This window comes from Actinocorallia longicatena (assembly GCF_039534125.1).
GTDB classification, from domain to species: domain Bacteria; phylum Actinomycetota; class Actinomycetes; order Streptosporangiales; family Streptosporangiaceae; genus Actinocorallia; species Actinocorallia longicatena.
In genome coordinates this window covers 105908-124304 of sequence record NZ_BAAAUV010000019.1, presented here as the reverse complement: position 1 = coordinate 124304, position 18397 = coordinate 105908, and the positions used below count along the sequence as shown (strand labels likewise).

General features: G+C 71.4%; 18 protein-coding genes. 12 read left to right on the top strand and 6 right to left on the bottom strand.

Translation table 11 applies throughout. The features are described from left to right. Positions 1-27: 27 nt before the first annotated feature. Entirely contained in the window at positions 28-1533 is a 1506-nt protein-coding gene (locus ABD785_RS29730; RefSeq protein ID WP_344834983.1) for an NsdA family TPR-like regulatory protein, read from the top strand. 4 nt (positions 1534-1537) lie between these two features. Beyond that, positions 1538-2080 carry a GNAT family N-acetyltransferase gene (locus ABD785_RS29725; RefSeq protein WP_344834980.1) on the top strand — a complete coding sequence of 181 codons (543 nt, stop codon included), beginning with the start codon at positions 1538-1540 and terminating at the stop codon, positions 2078-2080. A gap of 61 nt (positions 2081-2141) precedes the next feature. On the opposite strand, the gene ABD785_RS29720 is transcribed toward ABD785_RS29725, so the two are convergent. Continuing rightward, positions 2142-4205, bottom strand: coding sequence for a prolyl oligopeptidase family serine peptidase (locus ABD785_RS29720; protein WP_344834977.1), 2064 nt, complete (start codon positions 4203-4205; stop codon positions 2142-2144). A 163-nt stretch (positions 4206-4368) separates the two neighbouring features. Here ABD785_RS29720 and ABD785_RS29715 point away from each other — a divergent pair, with 163 nt between their 5' ends. The 3 genes from ABD785_RS29715 to ABD785_RS29705 all read left to right on the top strand — a co-directional run bounded on the left by ABD785_RS29715 (position 4369) and on the right by ABD785_RS29705 (position 5849). Further along, positions 4369-4848, top strand: a complete 480-nt coding sequence (locus tag ABD785_RS29715) for a hypothetical protein (protein WP_344834973.1) — start codon at positions 4369-4371, stop codon at positions 4846-4848. Between the two features lie 266 nt (positions 4849-5114). Beyond that, on the top strand, positions 5115-5627 hold the full coding sequence (locus ABD785_RS29710) for an HNH endonuclease (RefSeq protein WP_344834970.1): 513 nt from the start codon (positions 5115-5117) through the stop codon (positions 5625-5627). A 9-nt stretch (positions 5628-5636) separates the two neighbouring features. Beyond that, positions 5637-5849: an FmdB family zinc ribbon protein gene (locus ABD785_RS29705; RefSeq protein ID WP_344834966.1), complete on the top strand. Its 213-nt coding sequence runs from the start codon at positions 5637-5639 to the stop codon at positions 5847-5849. A gap of 10 nt (positions 5850-5859) precedes the next feature. On the opposite strand, the gene ABD785_RS29700 is transcribed toward ABD785_RS29705, so the two are convergent. Further along, positions 5860-6480 (bottom strand): GNAT family N-acetyltransferase, encoded by a 621-nt coding sequence (locus ABD785_RS29700; RefSeq protein ID WP_344834963.1) that lies wholly within the window; start codon positions 6478-6480, stop codon positions 5860-5862. A 44-nt stretch (positions 6481-6524) separates the two neighbouring features. Between ABD785_RS29700 and ABD785_RS29695 the strand changes: the two genes are divergently transcribed. Beyond that, the gene (locus ABD785_RS29695) at positions 6525-7040 is read left to right on the top strand and encodes a DUF5990 family protein (RefSeq protein ID WP_344834960.1); all 516 of its coding nucleotides are present in this window, start codon (positions 6525-6527) and stop codon (positions 7038-7040) included. Positions 7041-7133: 93 nt separating this feature from the next. On the opposite strand, the gene ilvD is transcribed toward ABD785_RS29695, so the two are convergent. Together ilvD and ABD785_RS29685 are read right to left on the bottom strand one after the other, a co-directional pair. Continuing rightward, positions 7134-8993: a dihydroxy-acid dehydratase gene (gene ilvD, locus ABD785_RS29690; RefSeq protein ID WP_344834957.1), complete on the bottom strand. Its 1860-nt coding sequence runs from the start codon at positions 8991-8993 to the stop codon at positions 7134-7136. A 133-nt stretch (positions 8994-9126) separates the two neighbouring features. Next, complete coding sequence (locus ABD785_RS29685) at positions 9127-9909, bottom strand: nuclease-related domain-containing protein (RefSeq protein ID WP_344834953.1); 783 nt, start codon at positions 9907-9909, stop codon at positions 9127-9129. A gap of 206 nt (positions 9910-10115) precedes the next feature. Between ABD785_RS29685 and ABD785_RS29680 the strand changes: the two genes are divergently transcribed. Together ABD785_RS29680 and malQ are read left to right on the top strand one after the other, a co-directional pair. Further along, on the top strand, positions 10116-11534 hold the full coding sequence (locus ABD785_RS29680; RefSeq protein ID WP_344834950.1) for an amidase: 1419 nt from the start codon (positions 10116-10118) through the stop codon (positions 11532-11534). Between the two features lie 51 nt (positions 11535-11585). Beyond that, positions 11586-13328, top strand: a complete 1743-nt coding sequence (malQ, locus tag ABD785_RS29675) for a 4-alpha-glucanotransferase (RefSeq protein WP_344834948.1) — start codon at positions 11586-11588, stop codon at positions 13326-13328. A gap of 182 nt (positions 13329-13510) precedes the next feature. On the opposite strand, the gene ABD785_RS29670 is transcribed toward malQ, so the two are convergent. After that, positions 13511-14467, bottom strand: coding sequence for a hypothetical protein (locus tag ABD785_RS29670; RefSeq protein ID WP_344834947.1), 957 nt, complete (start codon positions 14465-14467; stop codon positions 13511-13513). A 69-nt stretch (positions 14468-14536) separates the two neighbouring features. Then, the gene (locus ABD785_RS29665) at positions 14537-15670 is read right to left on the bottom strand and encodes a PP2C family protein-serine/threonine phosphatase (protein WP_344834945.1); all 1134 of its coding nucleotides are present in this window, start codon (positions 15668-15670) and stop codon (positions 14537-14539) included. 158 nt (positions 15671-15828) lie between these two features. Here ABD785_RS29665 and ABD785_RS29660 point away from each other — a divergent pair, with 158 nt between their 5' ends. Genes ABD785_RS29660 through ABD785_RS29645 form a run of 4 tightly spaced genes read left to right on the top strand, consistent with a single transcriptional unit; the run spans position 15829 to position 18354 of the window. After that, positions 15829-16533: an energy-coupling factor ABC transporter permease gene (locus tag ABD785_RS29660; protein WP_344834944.1), complete on the top strand. Its 705-nt coding sequence runs from the start codon at positions 15829-15831 to the stop codon at positions 16531-16533. Continuing rightward, complete coding sequence (locus ABD785_RS29655; RefSeq protein ID WP_344834942.1) at positions 16530-16832, top strand: PDGLE domain-containing protein; 303 nt, start codon at positions 16530-16532, stop codon at positions 16830-16832. The genes ABD785_RS29660 and ABD785_RS29655 overlap by 4 nt, the downstream gene beginning before the upstream one ends. Next, the gene (gene cbiQ / locus ABD785_RS29650; protein WP_344834939.1) at positions 16832-17593 is read left to right on the top strand and encodes a cobalt ECF transporter T component CbiQ; all 762 of its coding nucleotides are present in this window, start codon (positions 16832-16834) and stop codon (positions 17591-17593) included. The genes ABD785_RS29655 and cbiQ overlap by 1 nt, the downstream gene beginning before the upstream one ends. Then, complete coding sequence (locus ABD785_RS29645) at positions 17593-18354, top strand: energy-coupling factor ABC transporter ATP-binding protein (protein ID WP_344834934.1); 762 nt, start codon at positions 17593-17595, stop codon at positions 18352-18354. The genes cbiQ and ABD785_RS29645 overlap by 1 nt, the downstream gene beginning before the upstream one ends. Positions 18355-18397 lie beyond the last annotated feature (43 nt).

Genomic DNA, 18397 nt, shown 5'->3' with positions numbered 1-18397 from the left:
GTGGCCCTGTCGGATGTGGTGGCCCAGATGCGAGCGCTCTACGAGGTCGACGGCAAACCCGCCCCGAAGATCGGGGAGACGCTGCTGTCCGCCTACGAGAGCGGCTACAAACGTCCAGGCCCTGAGTACCTGCACTACCTCTGCCTGGTGTATCGCGTCGATCCCGGCGAGCTCGGCTATCAAGGCCCCTGCGTCTGCGGCAGGGGCCACGACCAGCGTTCGGCGGCCGCCGCTCCGGTGCCGGCCCCCGAACCCGTGACCCTGGTCGGCTCGGTCGTCGACCGGAGTTGGATGGCCCATCAGCTCGACGGGAACCTTCACCGCGCCGACGGTTCCGGGTCGATGGCAAGGCCGCCATCTATTGACCTAGGAGAGGAGGACGTCGTGCTTCGCCGGACCCTTCTGCAACTGCTGGCCGGAGCGGGCGTGGCGCTCGACGGCCAGTTCCTCGGAGCAGTGGATCAGCTCCGCAGGAAGATGGACGACACCCTCGTCAACGCGACGGTGTCGCCGACAATGCTCGACCAGTGGGAGGAGACGATCCACGGGTACGGTCAGTCGTACCAGTCGACGCCTTCCCTGCGCATGCTCTGCGACGTGCTGCTCGATTTCAGCGAGGTGCGCCGCCTGTGTGACCAGCGGCAGCCGGTGGAGCTCCAGGAGCGTCTGTGCCGCATCGCGGCTCAGCTCTCCGGTGTCTCCGGCCTCATCATGATCAATCTCGGTGACCACAGGCTCGCCCGGTCGTTCTTCCGCACCGCTCGCACCGCCGCCGACGAGACCGGCGACCGGGGCCTGCGCGCGTGGGTGACCGTCAGGGAGGCCCTGCTCCCGCTCTACTACGGAGATCCCCGCGAGGCTCTCCACCTGGCCCGCAAGGCCCAGGATCTGGCGGGACGGACGCCGAACGTCGCCGCCGCGATGGCTCCGGCCGTCGAGGCGAGGGCGCTCGGCCAGCTCGCGCTGCGCGGGCGTTCCGACGCGGCACCGACCGCACGCCGCGCTCTCGTACGGGGGCGCGCGGTGTTCGAGCAGCTGTCCAAGAACGACACCACCGATCTGGTGTTCGGGTTCACCGACCGCCAGATGTCCTTCTACGAGGGCGACACCTACACCAACCTCGGAGACCACTCCAAGGGCGAGGAAGTGCTCAGGCACGCGCTCACCCTGTACTCGCCCAGCGAGGTCATCGACCGGACGCTCGTCAAGCTCGACCGTGCGCACTGCGCGCTGCACGCGGGAGAGCCGGGACGCGCGGCCACGGTGGCGAAGGACGCCATCAACGAGCTCGACCCCGAGCACCGGTCCGACATCCTCATGCTCCGCGCCCGGCAGCTCGCCGCGACGGTCGTCCAGAACCACGGCGAGATCTCCGAACTGCGGGATCTGCGCGAGGCGCTGGCCGGTCCGTCGGTGCAGAGCCCGCTCGGCAACGGCAGGCTCGGGCAGGGCGGCACGCCGTCCGACGCTTCGAAACCAGACCAGCCGAGGTCCGATCCGCCGAGGTCCGATCCGCCGAGAGACATGGTCTGACCGGGTGGCGGCCATCGGGAGCGGCGCCAGGACCCTGGTCCGGCGCCCGACCGCCACGCCCACCTGGGCATTCGGCGATCTCCTGCTGAGGCGCTACCGGCCGGCCGATCACCCCGCGGTGCTCTCCCTGCACCGTGAGGGGCTGGCCAGGATCGGGCTGCGGCCCGGCGACGGCGTCTACTACGAACACGATCTGCACCGGCTCGAAGAGCTCTATCTCCGGGACGGCACGGGCGAGTTCCTCGTCGGAACGCCCATCACGGGCGGTCCGCCCGTGGCGATGGGCGGGCTGCGCAGGCACGACGACACGACCGCCGAGATGGTGCGGTTGCGGGTGCGGCCGGATCTGCAGCGGCTGGGGTACGGCGCCGCCGTGCTCCAGGCGCTGGAGGAACGGGCACGGCTGCTCGGCTACCGCCGCCTGATCGGCGACACCACGGAGTTCCAGGGGCCCGCGATCGAGCTGTACCGCAAGTACGGCTGGACCGAGCTCCGCCGAGAGATCATCAACGGGATCGTCAACATCTACGGCGAGAAGTTCCTGTGACGTGCCCGGGGGGACGGCGGCGCGGTGCCGTCCCCCCGGGTCGCTTCGCCTCCCGCTCATCTCACAGGCTGAGACCGGTGTGCCGGGCCAGGAACGACATGGTGTCCACCGACAGGTCCACGCTCCGGGTCAGCGACCGGGCTCCGTGCCCGACCTCCGCCTCGTTGCGCAGCAGGATCGGACGCCCGCCCGAGGTGGCGTGCTGGAGCGCCGCGGCCAGCTTGCGCGCGTGCAGGGGATCGACCCTGGAGTCGGACTCGAAGACGGTGAAGAGCGTCGCCGGGTAGTCGGTGCCCTCGTGGACGTGGTGGTAGGGCGAGTAGGACAGCAGCCAGCCGAGCTGCTCGGGGTCGTCCGCCGAGCCGTACTCGACGTTCCAGGTCTGGCCCAGGCCGAACTTCTCGTACCTGACCATGTCGAGCAGCGGGGCGGAGCACACGACCGCCGCGTACAGGTCGGGACGCTGGGTGAGGGCAGCGCCCACGAGCAGTCCGCCGTTGGAGCCGCCCGAGATGGCGAGCTGTTCCGGCGTCGTCCAGCCGTCGGCGATGAGCCGCTCGGCGGCGGCGTGGAAGTCGTCGAAGACGTTCTGCTTGTGCCCGAGCATCCCCGCGCGATGCCACTCCTCGCCCTCCTCGGAGCCGCCGCGCAGGTTGGCGACCACGTAGACGCCGCCCGCCTCGACCCAGGCCAGGATGCCCGCGCTGTAGGACGGGGTCAGGGAGACGTTGAAGCCTCCGTAGCCGTACAGGATGGTCGGCTTGGGTCCGCCCTCGAGACTTCCGATGACCAGCATGCGGACGGTCGTGCCGTCCTTGGAGGCGTAGGCGATCTGCCGGGCCTCGACCTCGGGGACCTCGACGGTGCCGGGCGGCGACGCCCACAGCGTGGTCTCGCCGGTCCTGGCGTCGTAGTGCTGGACGCTTCCGGGGGTGACGCTGTCGGTGTAGTTGAACCAGGCCTCGTGGCCGGCGTCCGGGCGTTCGACGATCCCGCCGATCGAGCCGAGGCCCGGCAGCGGAACCTCGCCGGTGCGCTCGCCGGTGGCCAGATCGTGGACGGTGATCTCGGAGACGGCGTGCCGGGTCCAGCCCGCCAGCAGGACCGGGCTGTCCAGGTCGTCGAGGATGGCGTAGTCGCTGAGGACGGCCTCCGGGTCCTCCGGGAGCAGGTCCTTCCAGTTCTCCACCGACAGGTCGGCGGGGTCGGCGACGGCGAGGCGGCCGCGGGGGGCGTCGCGGTCGGTCCAGATGTAGGCGGTCCCGCTGGGGTGGAAGCGGACGCTGGTCTGGGCGTCGACGCCGATCTGGATCGGCTTCAGGTCCGGGGCCTCGGGCGCGGAGGCGGTGAGGTCGGCGTACCAGAGGTCGTTGCGGGGCGCGGTGCCGCGGCTGGCCGAGACGGTGAGGTAGCGGCCGTCGCGGCTGACGCCGACGCCGTAGTACTCGGTCTTCTCGCGACCCTCGCCGAAGATGAGGACGTCCTCGGTCTCGGGGTCGGTGCCGAGGCGGTGCAGGTAGACGCGGCGGTGGTACTGGTCCTCGCCCTCGGGGACCTGCTCTTTGGGCAGCCGGCGGACGTAGTAGAAGGCCTCACCGCCCGGCAGCCACGCCACGCTCGTGTACCGGCAGCGGTCGATCGGGCCCTCGACGGTCGCCCCCGTCGCGATGTCCATGACCGACAGCTTGGACTCCTCGTCGCCGCCCTCGCTGAGCTGGAAGGCCAGCAGGCGGCCCTCCTTGTCGGGCTGCCAGGAGTCGAGGGTGGTCGTCCCGGCGGGGTTCAGCGCGATCGGGTCGATCAGGGTGCGCTCGGAGCCGTCGGGGTCGATCGTGTAGAGGGCGCCGAGTTCCTGCTCCGCGGTGCGGCGCATGAAGAACCGGCGGTCGCCGCGGTGGATCGGCGAGGAGATGTAGCCCGAGCCGAGCAGCTCGCCGATGCGGCGGCGCAGGTGGTCGCGGCCGGGAAGCTCGTCGACCTCGGCGTGGAAGAGCTCGTCCTGGGCGGCGAGCCACTCCTTGGTCTCGGCGCTCGCGGGGTCCTCGAGCCACCGGTAGGGATCGGCCACCCGGTGGCCGTGAAGATCTTCGACGATGTCCTGACGGGGTGCGACCGGGTAGTCCATGTCCGCCAGCCTAACCGTCGCCGCGGCGGCCCTCGTGTGCGGTGGCGGTGAGATCCACTTCTCATATTTCGCAAGGGCACGCCGATGATCTTGGAACTCTGGGAGGGCTCCGCTAACACTGTCCCTGTTCGAACGATCTTGAACCATTCGGGGAGCGCAAACGATGAGGATCCTTACCGCGGGTCTGGGGGCGGTGGCTTTCGCGCTGCTGTCCACGGCTCCGGCCAGTGCGTCCGTGCGGCAGCAGAACCTGCGCGCCGCCGGGGACGTCGAGTTCGGCTACTCCGCTCCGGAGATCTCGGAGGATGGGGACCACGTCCTCTGGAAGTGGACGGTCACCAACCGCGGCAGCAGGGCGGCCCACGACGTCGTCATGACGCACAAGCTGCTCCCGGCGCTGCCGGTCACCTCCGTGTCGGGGCCGTGCAAGGCGGCCGGCGACACCGTCCGGTGCCGGTGGGCCACCCTCGCCGGCGGCCGGTCGGCCCGGGGTGTGATCAAGGCGGAGCTGCCCGAGAACCTGATGGGCACCGTCAACATCAAGGGCCGGATCGTCTGGCGGAGGGACGTCGCCCCGGACCCGGTCGCGGCCGCCCCGGCGGCGACGACGCCGACCGTGGTCTCCGCGCCCGCGGGCAACTGACGTGTCGGTGAGGCTCCCCGGTCAAGGGAGCCTCACCCCCACGGGGTGTCTGCGGACGCCCGGATCGGGGCATATAGGGGTAGCGCGAAGCGCATCCCATTGGTCACACTGTTGACTGCTCGGGGTCGTCAACGCCCAGAGGAGGTCCTCGTGGCGGTTGTATCGGATCCGGCCGAGCCAGGGGCCCGGCCATGGCACGCTGTCTTCAGCGTGCCACCGCACATAGGGTGCTCGCACCCGCCTTCTCCATGGGAGGAGGCCCGCTGATGCGCCAGGTCCTTCTCCTGAACGCGACGTACGAACCGCTGACGACGCTGCCCCTCCGCCGGGCCGTCTGTCTCGTGCTCCGGGAGAAGGCGGAGGTGGTCCATCACGACTCCTCGGGCGCCTCCCTCCGATCCGCCAACGTGCAGATGCAGATCCCCTCGGTGATCCGCCTCCGCCGCTATGTGCGCATCCCCTTTCGCACCCGCATCCCGCTGACCCGTGCCGCGCTCATGCGCCGTGACAACTACCGGTGCGTCTACTGCGGCAAGAAGGCCGAGACGATCGACCACGTGCAGCCTCGCAGCAAGGGCGGCAAGCACGCCTGGGAGAACTGCGTCGCCTCCTGTACCCCTTGCAACCACCGCAAGGCGGACAGGCTGCTCGAGGAGCTCGGCTGGACCCTCGACATCCCCCCCGCGGTCCCGCGCGGCGCCCACTGGCGTCTCATCGGCCTGATCGGCACCGACGGCGACCCGCAGTGGGCCGCCTATGTCACCGAACCCGCCGCTTAGACTGCCCTCATGCCTCGCTACGACTACCGCTGCAAAGCCTGCGGCGACACCTTCGAGCTCACCCGCCCGATGGCCGACTCCTCGGCCCCCGCCACCTGCCCGTCCGGCCACGAGGACACCGTCAAGCTCCTCTCGACGGTCGCCATGACCGGCGGAGCCCCCGTCCCCCGCCCCTCCGGCGGCGGTGGCGGCGGTTGCTGTGGCGGCGGCTGCTGCGGCTGACCCCCTCCGGTCAGCGCCAGGACGCCCATCCGAACCGGCGCCGCCGGCACGAGACGGGATCCGGCACGGTGCTGGAGAACCAGAGGGCCTCGACCTCGCGCCCGTCCGGCAGCCGGTGGACCGCCGAGGCCCCGGAAGCGGTGAACCCCGCGGAGAGCAGGCTGCCGCAGCAGCCGGCGTTGGCCTCCTCCGTGCCCGCGTGGACGGTGGGCAGCCCGTAGTGCTCGTGGGCCAGCGTCAGGCCCAGCCGGAAGAGGACGGCCCCGAAACCGCGCCGCCGGTGGGAGGGCGCCAGCCCGCCGCCGAGCTCCCACCTGCGGTGATCGGGGCAGGTGGAGAGGATGAGGATCCCGGCGACACGGGCCTCCTCCCGGTCGACGAGCGCGTAGGTGTCGCCGCTGCCCGGAGGCTCGCGGTAGAAGTGCGGATCGGGCAGCTCCATCGACAGCCACCGGTCCCGCTGCTCCGCGGGGACGACCAGCTCGGGCGGCCAGCCGAGCCACTTCTGGGCCTCGTCGTCGCAGATGGCGGAGACCGCCGCCGCCTCCTCGTAGGGATGCGGGGTCCGAAGCTCGAATCGGCCGTGCCGAAGATAGTGGCGGCCGGATTCGCAGCTGTGATCGCGTTGCACCGACATATCGTAGGAAAACTGCACCCATCGCGGAAGGGGACGGGATGCGGGTTCGGGTGATCGGGACGGCGGGGCCGGGGCGGGACTGCCCGGCCGGGACGGGCTTTCCCGGGTACACCGACGTCAGGGTGGGGCTTCAGCGCAAGGCGCCGTCGCGTGAGCTTCTGGGCGTCGTTCCGGGAGACGTCGCCGAGGCCGTCTGGGAGATCGAGGTCCGGGTCACCGCGAAGGCCGCGGGCCCCGACGTGACCGGCGACCAGGTGCAGGGCAGGCCCGGCGACCGCTTCCTCTACCTCTCCTGGCTAGGTGACGGGTCCGGCGCCGTGGCCGCGGTCTTCCGCCGCGCCAAGCTGATGTTCGACGCCGTGCCGGGCGAGACCCTCACCGAGGCGGCGGAGACGGGCCTGCTCACCGCACACCTGAGCCTGACCGATCCCCTGGGCCGCCCGATCTGCGCCGCCGTCCGGCCACCCGCCATCACCTGGACGGCCGGCCCGCCTCCCTGGTTCACGGAGATCCTCCCGGGTGCCCGCCGTCCACCGGGACCGCGGGTTCCGTGACGAGGCGGGCCGGATCATCCTGCCCCCGGGCTCCACGGTGCGCGGACGGCGAAACGGCGGGCACCCCGAGGGGGCCGCCGTTTCGGAGTGACGTTAGCGGTCGAGCAGGCTGATGTCGCGGGCGGCGCCGGTGTCGGCCGAGGTCGCCATGGCGGCGTAGGCCTTCAGGGCGGCGCTGACGTGGCGGACGCGGTTCGCCGGGCGGTAGCCGGTGTTGGCCTCCAGCTTGGCGCGGCGTTCGGCCAGGACGGTGGCCGGGACGTTCAGCTCCAGGACGCGGTTGGGGATGTCGATGATGATCTCGTCACCGTTCTCGACCAGGGCGATGGTGCCGCCCGCCGCCGCCTCGGGGCTGGCGTGGCCGATCGACAGGCCGCTGGTGCCGCCGGAGAAGCGGCCGTCGGTGATCAGGGCGCAGGCCTTGCCGAGGCCGCGGCCCTTCAGGAACGAGGTCGGGTAGAGCATCTCCTGCATGCCGGGGCCGCCCTTGGGGCCCTCGTAGCGGATCACCACGACGTCCCCGGGCTTGACCTGCTTGGCGAGGATGCCGTCGACCGCGTCCTCCTGGGACTCGAAGACGATCGCCGGGCCCGTGAACTTCCACAGCTCCTCCTCGACGCCCGCCGTCTTCACGATGGCGCCGTCGGGGGCGATGTTGCCGCGCAGGACCGCGAGGCCGCCGTCCTTGGTGTAGGCCGCCTCGACCGAGCGGATGCAGCCCTCTTCACGGTCGCCGTCGAGGTCGTCCCAGCGGGTCGTCTGGGAGTAGCCCTTGGTGGTGCGGACGCCGCCGGGTGCGGCGTGGAACAGCTCCACCGCCTCGGCCGTGACGGTCGGCGAGGTGATGTCCCACTTCTCCAGGAACTCGCCGAGGGTCGCGCTGTGGATCGTGGGCAGGTCGCGGTGCAGGAGCCCGGCCCGGTCGAGGGAGCCCAGCAGGGCCGGGATGCCGCCCGCCCGGTGGACGTCCTCGATGTGGTACTTCGAGGTGGCCGGGGCGACCTTGCAGATGCAGGGGACACGGCGGGACACGGCGTCGATCTCGTCGAGGCCGAACTCGACGCCCGCCTCGCGGGCCGCGGCCAGCAGGTGCAGGATCGTGTTGGTGGAGCCGCCCATCGCGACGTCCAGGGCCATCGCGTTCTCGAAGGCGTCGCGGGTGGCGATGGACAGCGGGAGAACCGAGGTGTCGTCCTGCTCGTAGTAGCGGCGGCTGATGTCCATGACCACGCGGCCGGCGTCCTCGAAGAGGGCCTTGCGGGCGGCGTGGGTGGCGAGGGTGGTGCCGTTGCCGGGCAGCGCCAGGCCGATGGCCTCGGTGAGGCAGTTCATCGAGTTGGCGGTGAACATGCCCGAGCAGGAGCCGCAGGTCGGGCAGGCGTTCTCCTCCATCTCGGCGAGGTCCTCGTCGGACACCGACTCGTCGGCGGCGGCGATCATCGGGTCGATGAGGTCGAGCTTGCGGACCAGGGAGGCCGTGCCGTTGACGACCGTCACCTTCCCGGCCTCCATCGGGCCGCCGGACACGAAGACCGTCGGGATGTTGAGGCGCAGGGCGGCGATCAGCATGCCGGGGGTGATCTTGTCGCAGTTCGACAGGCAGATCAGGGCGTCGGCGCAGTGCGCCTCGACCATGTACTCGACCGCGTCGGCGATGAGCTCGCGCGAGGGCAGGGAGTAGAGCATGCCGCCATGACCCATGGCGATGCCGTCGTCGACCGCGATCGTGTTGAACTCGCGGGGGATCCCGCCCGCCGCCTTCACCGACGCCGCCACGACCTGCGCGACCTCGCGCAGGTGGACGTGGCCGGGCACGAACTCGGTGAAGCTGTTGGCGATGGCGATGATCGGCTTGCCGAAGTCCTCGCGTTCGACACCGGTGGCGCGCATGAGGGCGCGGGCGCCCGCCATGTTCCGTCCGTGGGTGACAGTGCGAGACCTGAGCGCTGGCATGACGGGGACTCTCCCAACCGTGGATCTTGAGATGGTGGGTGGCCCCAAGGGGTGAAGGGGCTGGCGACGAAACGGTGTCACCAAGCCTACCCGTCAGCGGCACCCCGGCGACTTCGGCGGGGTGCCCTGAGCGCTATTCAGGGAATTTCGAGGGCAGAGCGGTCCTCGCCACCTCGGCGATGCGCTCGACCTCTTCCGCGGTGAGGACCTTGGGCTTCTTCCGCAGGTACTTCCTTGCCGTGCCGCCCGCGTAGACGTCGACGTTCCGGACCGTCATGATCCGCCAGGGGATCGCGGGTCCGTAGATCGCGACGGACGGCTGAACGGGGATCTCGACCCCGATCGCCTTGCTCAGCAGCCGGCTGGCCTGGTTGGCCTCCCAGCGTGCCTCGTCGAGCCGGTCCTTCTTCTCGAAGGGACCGTGGAACAGCTTGAGATGCGACAGGGTCCGGACAGGGAGCCGCTTGTCCCACTGCTCGGAGTCGATGGCGTACACCCCGGTCGGCCCGATCACCAGATGGTCGATCTTGCCGTCGCTGACGCCTTCGCTGTCCCGCGGGACGGCTCTGGCGTGCAGGATGTGCCACCCCTGCTTGGTGAGGCCGCGCAGCTGCCTGGCCGTCTTGCGCTCCGCCGCCGAGGCTCTCCGGTGGGCCTGGTCGGACGGGACGCTCCTGGCCTTCCTGACGGTGTCGGCGATGACCGCGATGATCGCCACCGTCACGCCGACCCGGAGGTCGAAGACGATCGCGAACAGCACGCCGATCACCGTGGCGACCCCGATGCGCAGCGCCCATCTCTGCAGCTGCGGGTTTCCCAGCACGTCTCCGTACGTGGAGGTCTCCCCGTCGCCGCCCGGCTTGCCCGGTGGCTGACCGCGTGCGCTGCCTACCTCGCCGCGCTCGATAAGGGCCATCGCTCTTCCCTCCCACTGCTCACTCCGTGGACCGCGTTCACGCGCTCCACGGCCATGATCCTCTTTGCGCAGAGTAACCACCGGCCGGACGGCCGCCTAGGCACCTTCGGTACTAGTTTTGTCGCCCGTTTCCGGCGATTCACTACCCGTACTGGTGGGTAAGTTTGTCTGCCCTAACCAGTGTTGCACGTGACATATTCGGGCGTGTGACCGAGATCCATCATCTGACCGCGCTGCTGCTGGGTGCCGCCGTACGCCGCCGTGAACTCTCGCCCGTCGAGGTCCTCGATTACTACCTTTCCCGGATCGAGGCCCTTAATCCGCAGGTCGGAGCGTATTCGCACGTGCCGGTCGACAGGGCCCGCGAGCAGGCGCGCCGCGCCGAGAAGATCCTCGGCGAGACGGAGGACCGCGCCTCGCTGCCGCCGCTGTTCGGCGTGCCGGTGCCTGTCAAGGGGCTGAACATGGTCAACGGCCTGCCGACCACATTCGGCAGCCTGGCCTTCGATGATCTGGTGGGATTCGCCGACGACCACATCGTGACACTTCTCGAGCAATCGGGTAATCCGCATTTGGGGCTGACCTCAACTCCGGAATTCGGGCTGCCCTGTTATACGGAGAACGGCGTGTCCGCTCCCGCGCGGACGCCGTGGGACCTGTCGAGAAGTGCCGGCGGATCGTCCGGCGGGGCGGCCGCGGCGGTCTCCTCGGGCCTGGCACCGGTTGCACAGGGTAGCGATGGCGGGGGGTCGATCCGGATCCCCGCGAGCGTCTGCGGGCTGTTCGGGTTCAAGCCCTCACGCGGCCGTGTGTCGCAGGGGCCGGTCATGCCCGATCTTTTCGGCCTGTCGGCCAGCGGCCCGCTCGCGCGGACCGTCGGGGACGCCGCCGCGCTCCTGGACGTGCTCACCGGTCACCTTCCCGGCGATCTCTACCGGGCGCCCGCCGCCCCCTGGAGCCATGCCGAGGCGGCCGCGCGCCCGCCGGGACGGCTGCGGATCGCCCGGTGGGCGGAGCCGATCGTGCCGGGCGCGGTCGTCCATCCCGACGTCATGGCCGCTTACGAGGACGCGTCGGCCCTCCTGGACGGCCTCGGCCACGAGATCGTCGACGTGCCCCCGATCGGCGGGCCCGAGCTCGTCCCGATCTTCGAGACGCTGTGGGCGGCCATGTCCACGGCCTCTCCGGTCCCGCCCGAGCGCGAGCACCTGCTGATGCCGCTCAGCCGCTGGCTGCGCGAGCGCGGCGCACGGATCACCGCGACCGAGCTCCTGCGCGCCCACGCCGATCTCCAGACCGCCGTCAGGGCCGCTCTGGCGGTCTCCGACGCCTACGACGCGCTCCTCACGCCCACCCTGGCGGAACCCCCGGCCGCAATCGGCTACTTCCATGATCAGGAGCCGGCGGAGAACTTCGAGCGGCAGAAGCGCTTCACCCCGTTCACCGCGCTGTCCAACGTCTCGGGGCAGCCCTCGATGAGCGTCCCCCTGCACTGGACCGAAGACGATCTCCCGATCGGGGTGATGCTGTCGGGCCGGATCGGCGAGGACCACGTCCTGATCTCGCTCGCGGCACAGATCGAGCAGGCCCACCCCTGGATTCAGCGCAGACCATCCATCTGGTGACATGTCCGCTTCCTGGCGTTTGTCGGGCCGGACATCGGCAAGAGTGGACACGTGGACGATGAGGAACTGCGCCGACTCGCCCGGGCCCATCACGTCGAGACCGGCTACCGGGACTGGCGGGGACAGGAAGCGCAGGTCTCTCCCGAGACCCTCCGCGCCGTCCTCGCCTCGCTCGGGGCCGACGGCGGGACCGCGGCCGCCGAGCGGACGGCGCGCGAGCCGGACCGCGGCGCGCCGGCCGGGCCGCTGCCCCCGCCCGACCGGGCCTGGGGGTTCATGACCCAGCTCTACTCGGTGCGCTCCCGCGCCTCGTGCGGGATCGGCGACCTGCGCGACCTGGCCGACCTCGCGGGCTGGAGCGCCCGGCTCGGCTCCGGGTTCCTGCTGGTCAACCCGCTGCACGCGGGCTCGCCGGTGTCCCCGATCGAGCCGTCGCCCTACCTGCCGGTGAGCCGCCGCTACACCAGCCCGCTCTACCTGCGGGTCAGCGCGCTCCCCGAGTTCGACGCCCACCCCGACCGCTGGACGTTCCTGGGCCGGCTCGAATCCATCGACACCCTCGACCGCGACCGGGTCTGGAAGGTCAAGGACGAGATACTCCGCGCGCTGTTCGCCCTGTTCACCCCGGACAACTCCTACCGCGCCTACCGCCGCCGGGAGGGCTCGGCGCTGACCGGCTTCGCGACCTGGTGCGCCCTCGCCGAGCTGTACGGGGCGGACTGGCGCGGCTGGCCCAGCCACGAGCCGGGCGGGGCCCGCGCCGAACGGGTCGAGTACCACGCCTGGCTCCAGTGGCGGCTCGACGGCCAGCTCGCCGACGCCCAGCGGACGGCCAGGTCGGCCGGGATGCCGATCGGGATCGTCCACGACCTGGCGGTCGGGGTCCATCCGGGCGGCGCCGACACCTGGCTCTACCCGGACCTGTTCGCGCCCGGCATGTCGGTCGGCGCACCGCCGGACGAGTTCAACCAGCTCGGCCAGGACTGGGGCCAGCCGCCGCCGCACCCGCTCCGCATCGCCGACGACGACCACCGGCACTACCGGGCGATGATCGCCGCGGCCCTCAGGCACGGCGGCGGCCTCCGGCTCGACCACGTCATGCAGCTGTCCCGGCTGTGGTGGGTGCCCGAGGGAGCCCCGCCCGACCAGGGCGCCTACGTCGCCTACGACCGCCGGGCGCTGCTGCGGGTGCTCTGTGAGGAGGCCGCCAGGGCCGATGCCGTCCTGATCGGCGAGGACCTCGGCACCGTCGAGCCCTCGGTCCGCGAGGCGCTGTCGGCCCACGGGGTGCTCGGCACCGGGCTCCTCTGGTTCGAGCGCGGCCGCAGGCCGGGGGAGTGGCGCGAGTCCTGCCTGGCCAGCGTCGGCTCACACGACCTGCCGCCGATCGCGGGCTTCCTGCACGGCGACCACATCACCCTGCGCGAGGAACTCGACCTGCTGACGCGGCCCGTCGCGGAGGAGCGCGCCGCCCACGAGGCCGACCTCGCGGGCTGGTTCCGCCTGCTGACCGACGAGGGCCTCCTGGACGCCGGGCAGGACGAGGCTCCGGCCGCGCTCCTGGACCGGGTCGGGGTCCCCGGAATCGTCGAGGCCCTGCACGCCTACCTGGCCCGCACCCCGGCCCGCCTCATCGGCGTCTCCCTGGCCGACGCGGCAGGGGAGCGGCGCACCCAGAACCAGCCGGGCACCACGAACGAGTACCCCAACTGGCGCGTCCCCCTGCCCCTGTCCCTGGAGGAGATCAAGACCGATCCCGGCGTCCGCGCCGCGATCGCGCCCCTGACCGGCTAACCCGGTTCCGGCGGGCCTAGGGTCTGTTTCAAAGCCACCTGCCCTACTACGCGACGCCCAGGCACGCGCCTCGCGGGCTTGTCGTCGGTCGCCGGCCCCACACCAGGCCGACTCCCTCCTCCGCACCCCCGAGGCACGCACCTGGACGCCGCTCGCTACGGGCGCCGACTTCGAAACAGACCCTAGTCGTCCGGCAGCAGGGTCTGCAGGTGCAGGGACACGTCGTGTAGGAGGGTGCTCGGGGCGATCTTCGCCGCCGCGACGGCGGTGAAGGCCTGGGGCAGGCCCTTCAGCGGGAAGTCCGGGTCGGGGTCGGGGGCGGCGTGGAAGAGCGCGTGCTTGGACAGCGAGGTGCGCGAGCGCGCCCAGGCGTCCTGGAGCTCCTCCTGTGACGGCACTCCGAAACCGTGCCCGACCGGGGCGGCGTGCCGGAGCTTCACCAGGGCGCCGTCGGCGAACTCCCTGGCGAGGTGGTTGCGGTCGGCCAGCGCGATCCGGACCCGCTCGGGCAGGCCGGTGACGGGCGTGCACGGGGTCCGGCACTCGGCGGCGCAGACCCCGAGGCCCTTGGCCATCTGGCTGTGCTGCCGGTCGAGATAGGCGCGCCAGCCCTCGCCCGGCTCCTTCGACACCCGCAGGGACCGGTCGCAGGCCGCCCGGACGCCCCGCGTGTGCTCGCAGTGCTCGGCCTCGGCGACGATCCCGAACCGGCTGCCGGGGACGGCCATCCGCTCGCCGAGCCGCGCGGGGTCGGCCCCGTGGCCGAGCACCGGCTCCCAGGCCAGCACGTGCAGGTACTCCGAGGCGATGTGCGCGGCGGCGACGAGCCCGGCCATCTCCCGGCGCGCCCACCGGATCGCGATCACTTCGAGCAGCAGCGCGTAGGCCGGACGCATCGAGGCCAGCGCCCCACGGACGCTCTCCCGCGGCTCCTGCGGCATCCGGATCTGCCGGGCCCGCTCCACGAGGGCTCCGGGAACCGAGGGATCGGCGTCGCCGAAGTCCTCGGCGTCCAGCTCCAGCAGCTGCTTGCCGAACTCGCAGGTCCCGAGGATCTCCGCGGGCGCCACCCCCGCCCGCGCCAGCGCGGCGAGATCACCGAACGCACAGCGCCGGGCCAGCTCTCCCAGAACTCCCACGAGACTCCTCTTCCCCATCGGCCACGCGAACGAACAGCGTTTCACGACGGGTTCCGGACGGCACCCCGATCAGGAGCGCCAGATCAGCACCATCGCGCAGTCGTCGTCGTGGGCGGCGGACATCGTCTGGACGATCTCGCGGGCGCCCTTGCGGAAGCCCTGCGGCACGAGCCGCTCGGCCTCGCCGAGGAGATGGTCGATCCCCGCGTCGAGATCGCGTCCCGGGGCCTCGACCAGGCCGTCGGTGAAGAGCATCAGCGCGTCACCGGTGCGCAGCCGCCCGGTCTCCGGCTCGCACTTGAGGTCGGGGACGACGCCCAGGACGACGCCCTTGGCCGTCCCGACCTGCCAGGTCCCGCTGGAGGCGACGAACTTCACCGCCGGCGGATGCCCCGCGGACTCGACGGTGTACTCGCCCGTCTCGAGATCGACGATCACATGGACGGCCGTGACGAATCCCTCGTCCCAGCGCTGCCGGTGGAGGTAGTTGTTGCAGGCGGAGAGGAACTCGGCGGGCTGGACCGATCCAAGGAGCCCCCCGAACGCCCCGGACAGCATGAGGGCCCTGGTCCCGGCGTCGATGCCCTTGCCCGACACGTCGACCAGCGCGACCTCGAGCAGATCCCTGGTCCCGTCCGGGCCGCCGTGCCGGCACGACACGACGAAGTCGCCGCCGAAGGACGACCCGCCCGCCTGGACCAGTTCGACCTTGGCCTCCCAGCCGTCGCCGAGCTGGGGGATCTTGCCCTGGCGGTTCAGCCGCTGGCTGAGCTCCAGCAGCATGGCCTCGCCGCGCAGCCCCTGGACGCCCAGCGTCTGCCGGGTGCGGGAGAGCGACAGCGCGAGCAGGGCCGTCAGCCCGATCGTGAGGAACACCCCGGGCCCGAAGCGGCCCTCGTCGGAGAAGAAGTCCACGAAGAGGATGCCGGTGACCAGCACGAGCAGGCCCGACAGGGCCTTGACCCGCAGCACCAGACCGCCCCAGAGCACCGACAGCACCAGCATGCTCGGCGGGAACCACCAGGACGAGACGGTCGCCAGCGCGCCGACGACGATCGCCAGCCCCGCCAGCCCGGCGAACATGTAGCGCTCGCGCAGCAGCCGCCCCCGCCGCAGCCACTGATAGAGCGCGACGAACGCGGGCACGCGCCTGAGCTGGGCACGGACCTTCGGCGGGAGGAGGTGAACCAGGCGCTGAAGCATGACCCCGCAACTGTACCGACGGAATCGTCCGGGTGGCGGTAATCCCGGTCACCGTCCGCTCCCGGCCGCCGCACCAACCTTGTTATTGCAACTCAGTCGCAAGTACAATCATCACGCTCCAACAGGGGCGACGCAGGCCCGATCAGGAGGAAATCCCCGTGCACGTACCCGATGGGTTCATCGACGCTCCGACGTCGGTGGCCACCGGAGTTCTCGCGGCGGCGGGCGTGGCCGTCGCCCTGCGTGGCGCCCGGAAGGAACTCGACGATCGCACCGCCCCGCTGGCGGGGGTGACCGCGGCGTTCGTCTTCGCCGCCCAGATGCTCAACTTCCCCGTGGCCGGAGGCACCAGCGGCCATCTGCTGGGCGGCACCCTCGCCGCCATCCTGGTCGGCCCCTTCACGGGCGTCCTGGTGGTCTCGGTGGTGCTGCTGGCCCAGGCGCTGATCTTCGCCGACGGCGGGCTGACCGCGCTCGGGGTGAACATCACCACGATGGCGCTGACCACCGTGCTCGTCGGCTACCTGGTCTTCCGCGCGCTGGTCAGGGTGCTGCCGCGCACCCGGCCTTCGGTCACCGTCGCCGCCTTCACGGCCGCGGTGCTGTCGGTGCCCGCCGCCGCGGTGGCCTTCACCGTCCTCTACGAGATCGGCGGGACCACCGACGTCCCGATCGGCAAGGTCATCACCGCGATGGTCGGCGTCCACGTGCTGATCGGCATCGGTGAGGCGCTGATCACGGCCCTGACCGTGTCGTCGGTCCTGGCCGTGCGGCCGGACCTGGTCTACGGGGCCCGCGACCTCGCCCGGCCCCTCGTCCTCAGGAACGCCCCCCTCGCCGAGGCTCAGGAAGGCCGCGCATGAGCACCAGGAAGTTCCTCGGAGCGGCCCTGCTGGCCGCCCTCGTGCTGGCGGGCGTCGTCAGCTTCTACGCCAGCTCCAGCCCCGACGGGCTGGAGAAGGTCGCCGCCGACAAGGGGATCGACGCCAAGGTCGAGGACCACGCGTCCAAGGACTCCCCGCTGGCCGACTACGGAGTGAAGGGCGTCGAGAACGCCCGCCTGTCCGGGGGCCTGGCGGGCGTCGCGGGCGTCGCGGTCGTGCTCGTCGCGGGAACCGGCCTGTTCTGGGTGATCCGCCGCAAGCCCCAGACGGCCGAGTAGTGGGCGCGGGACACGCTCACGTCCTCTACCGGGCGGGGGAGTCGACGGCGCACCGGCTCCCCCCGCAGTGCAAGATCCTCGCCACGGTCGGCTTCGTGCTGGCCGTGGTGGCCACCCCGCGCGAGCAGATCTGGGCCTTCGGGGCCTACGCGCTGCTGCTCGCGGGGGTCGCCGTCACCGCCGGGATCCCGCTGGCGCTGGTCGCCCGGCGGGTCGTGATCGAGATCCCCTTCGTGGCGTTCGCGTTCCTGATGCCGTTCGTCGCGACCGGCCCGACGGTCCACGTGCTGGGCCTCGACCTCAGCGAGAGCGGCCTGTGGGGGGCGTGGAACATCCTCGCCAAGGGCACCCTGGGCGTCGTCGCGAGCATCCTGCTGGCCTCCACGACCGAGCCGCGCGTGCTGCTGCTGGGCATCGAGCGGCTGCGGATGCCGCAGCTGATCACCCAGATCGCGACCTTCATGCTCCGCTACGGCGACGTCGTCACCGCCGAGCTGCGCCGGATGAGGACCGCCCGCGCCGCCCGCGGCTTCGAACCGCGCGACCTGCGCGACGCCAAGATCCTCGCCCGCTCGCTCGGCGCGCTGTTCCTGCGCTCCTACGAGCGCGGCGAACGCGTCTACCTCGCGATGATCAGCCGCGGCTACGACGGCCGGATGCCGGTGATCCACGAGCTCGCCGCCAGCCGCGGCCAGTGGGCCGTCAGCGCCGCGCTCCCGGCCGCCGCCGTGCTGGTCGCGGCCTCTGCTTGGATGGCCTGATGGACGAACTCTCCCTGGAGGTGCGGGGTCTGGCCTTCGCCTACCCCGACGGCACGCAGGCGCTGTTCGGCGTCGACGCGAGCATCGCCAGGGGAGAGCGGGTCGCGCTGCTGGGCCCGAACGGCGCGGGCAAGACCACCTTCGTGCTCCACCTCAACGGGATCCTGGCCGGCGGTTCGGGCAGCGTGAAGGTCGCCGGGCTGCCGGTCGACCCGAAGGACAAGAAGTCCCTGCGCGAGATCCGCCGCCGGGTCGGGGTCGTCTTCCAGGACCCCGACGACCAGCTGTTCATGCCGACCGTCCGGGAGGACGTCGCCTTCGGCCCGGCCAACCTGGGGATGCGCGGACCCGAGCTGGAGGCGCGGGTCACGGCGGCGCTGGAGCGGGTCGGCATGGGCCACGTCGCCGACCGGGCGCCGCAGCACCTGAGCTTCGGCCAGCGGCGCCGGGTGGCCGTCGCGACCGTCCTGGCGATGGAGCCGGAGATCCTCGTGCTCGACGAGCCGTCCTCCAACCTCGACCCGGCCTCGCGCAGGGAGCTGGCCGAGATCCTGCTCGACCTCGACGTCACGATCCTGATGGTCACCCACGACCTGCCCTACGCCGCCCAGCTCTGCCCCCGATCGATGATCATGTCGGGCGGGGTCATCGCCGCGGACGGCAAGACCCGCGATCTCCTCGCCGACCCGGCCCTGCTGGCCGAGCACCGCCTGGAACTTCCCTACGGCTTCCACCCCGATTCTTTGCCCGAAGCCCCTTAGCTCCCGCGCGGGCTTCGCTACCGTGGAATGCGGAAACGGTTTT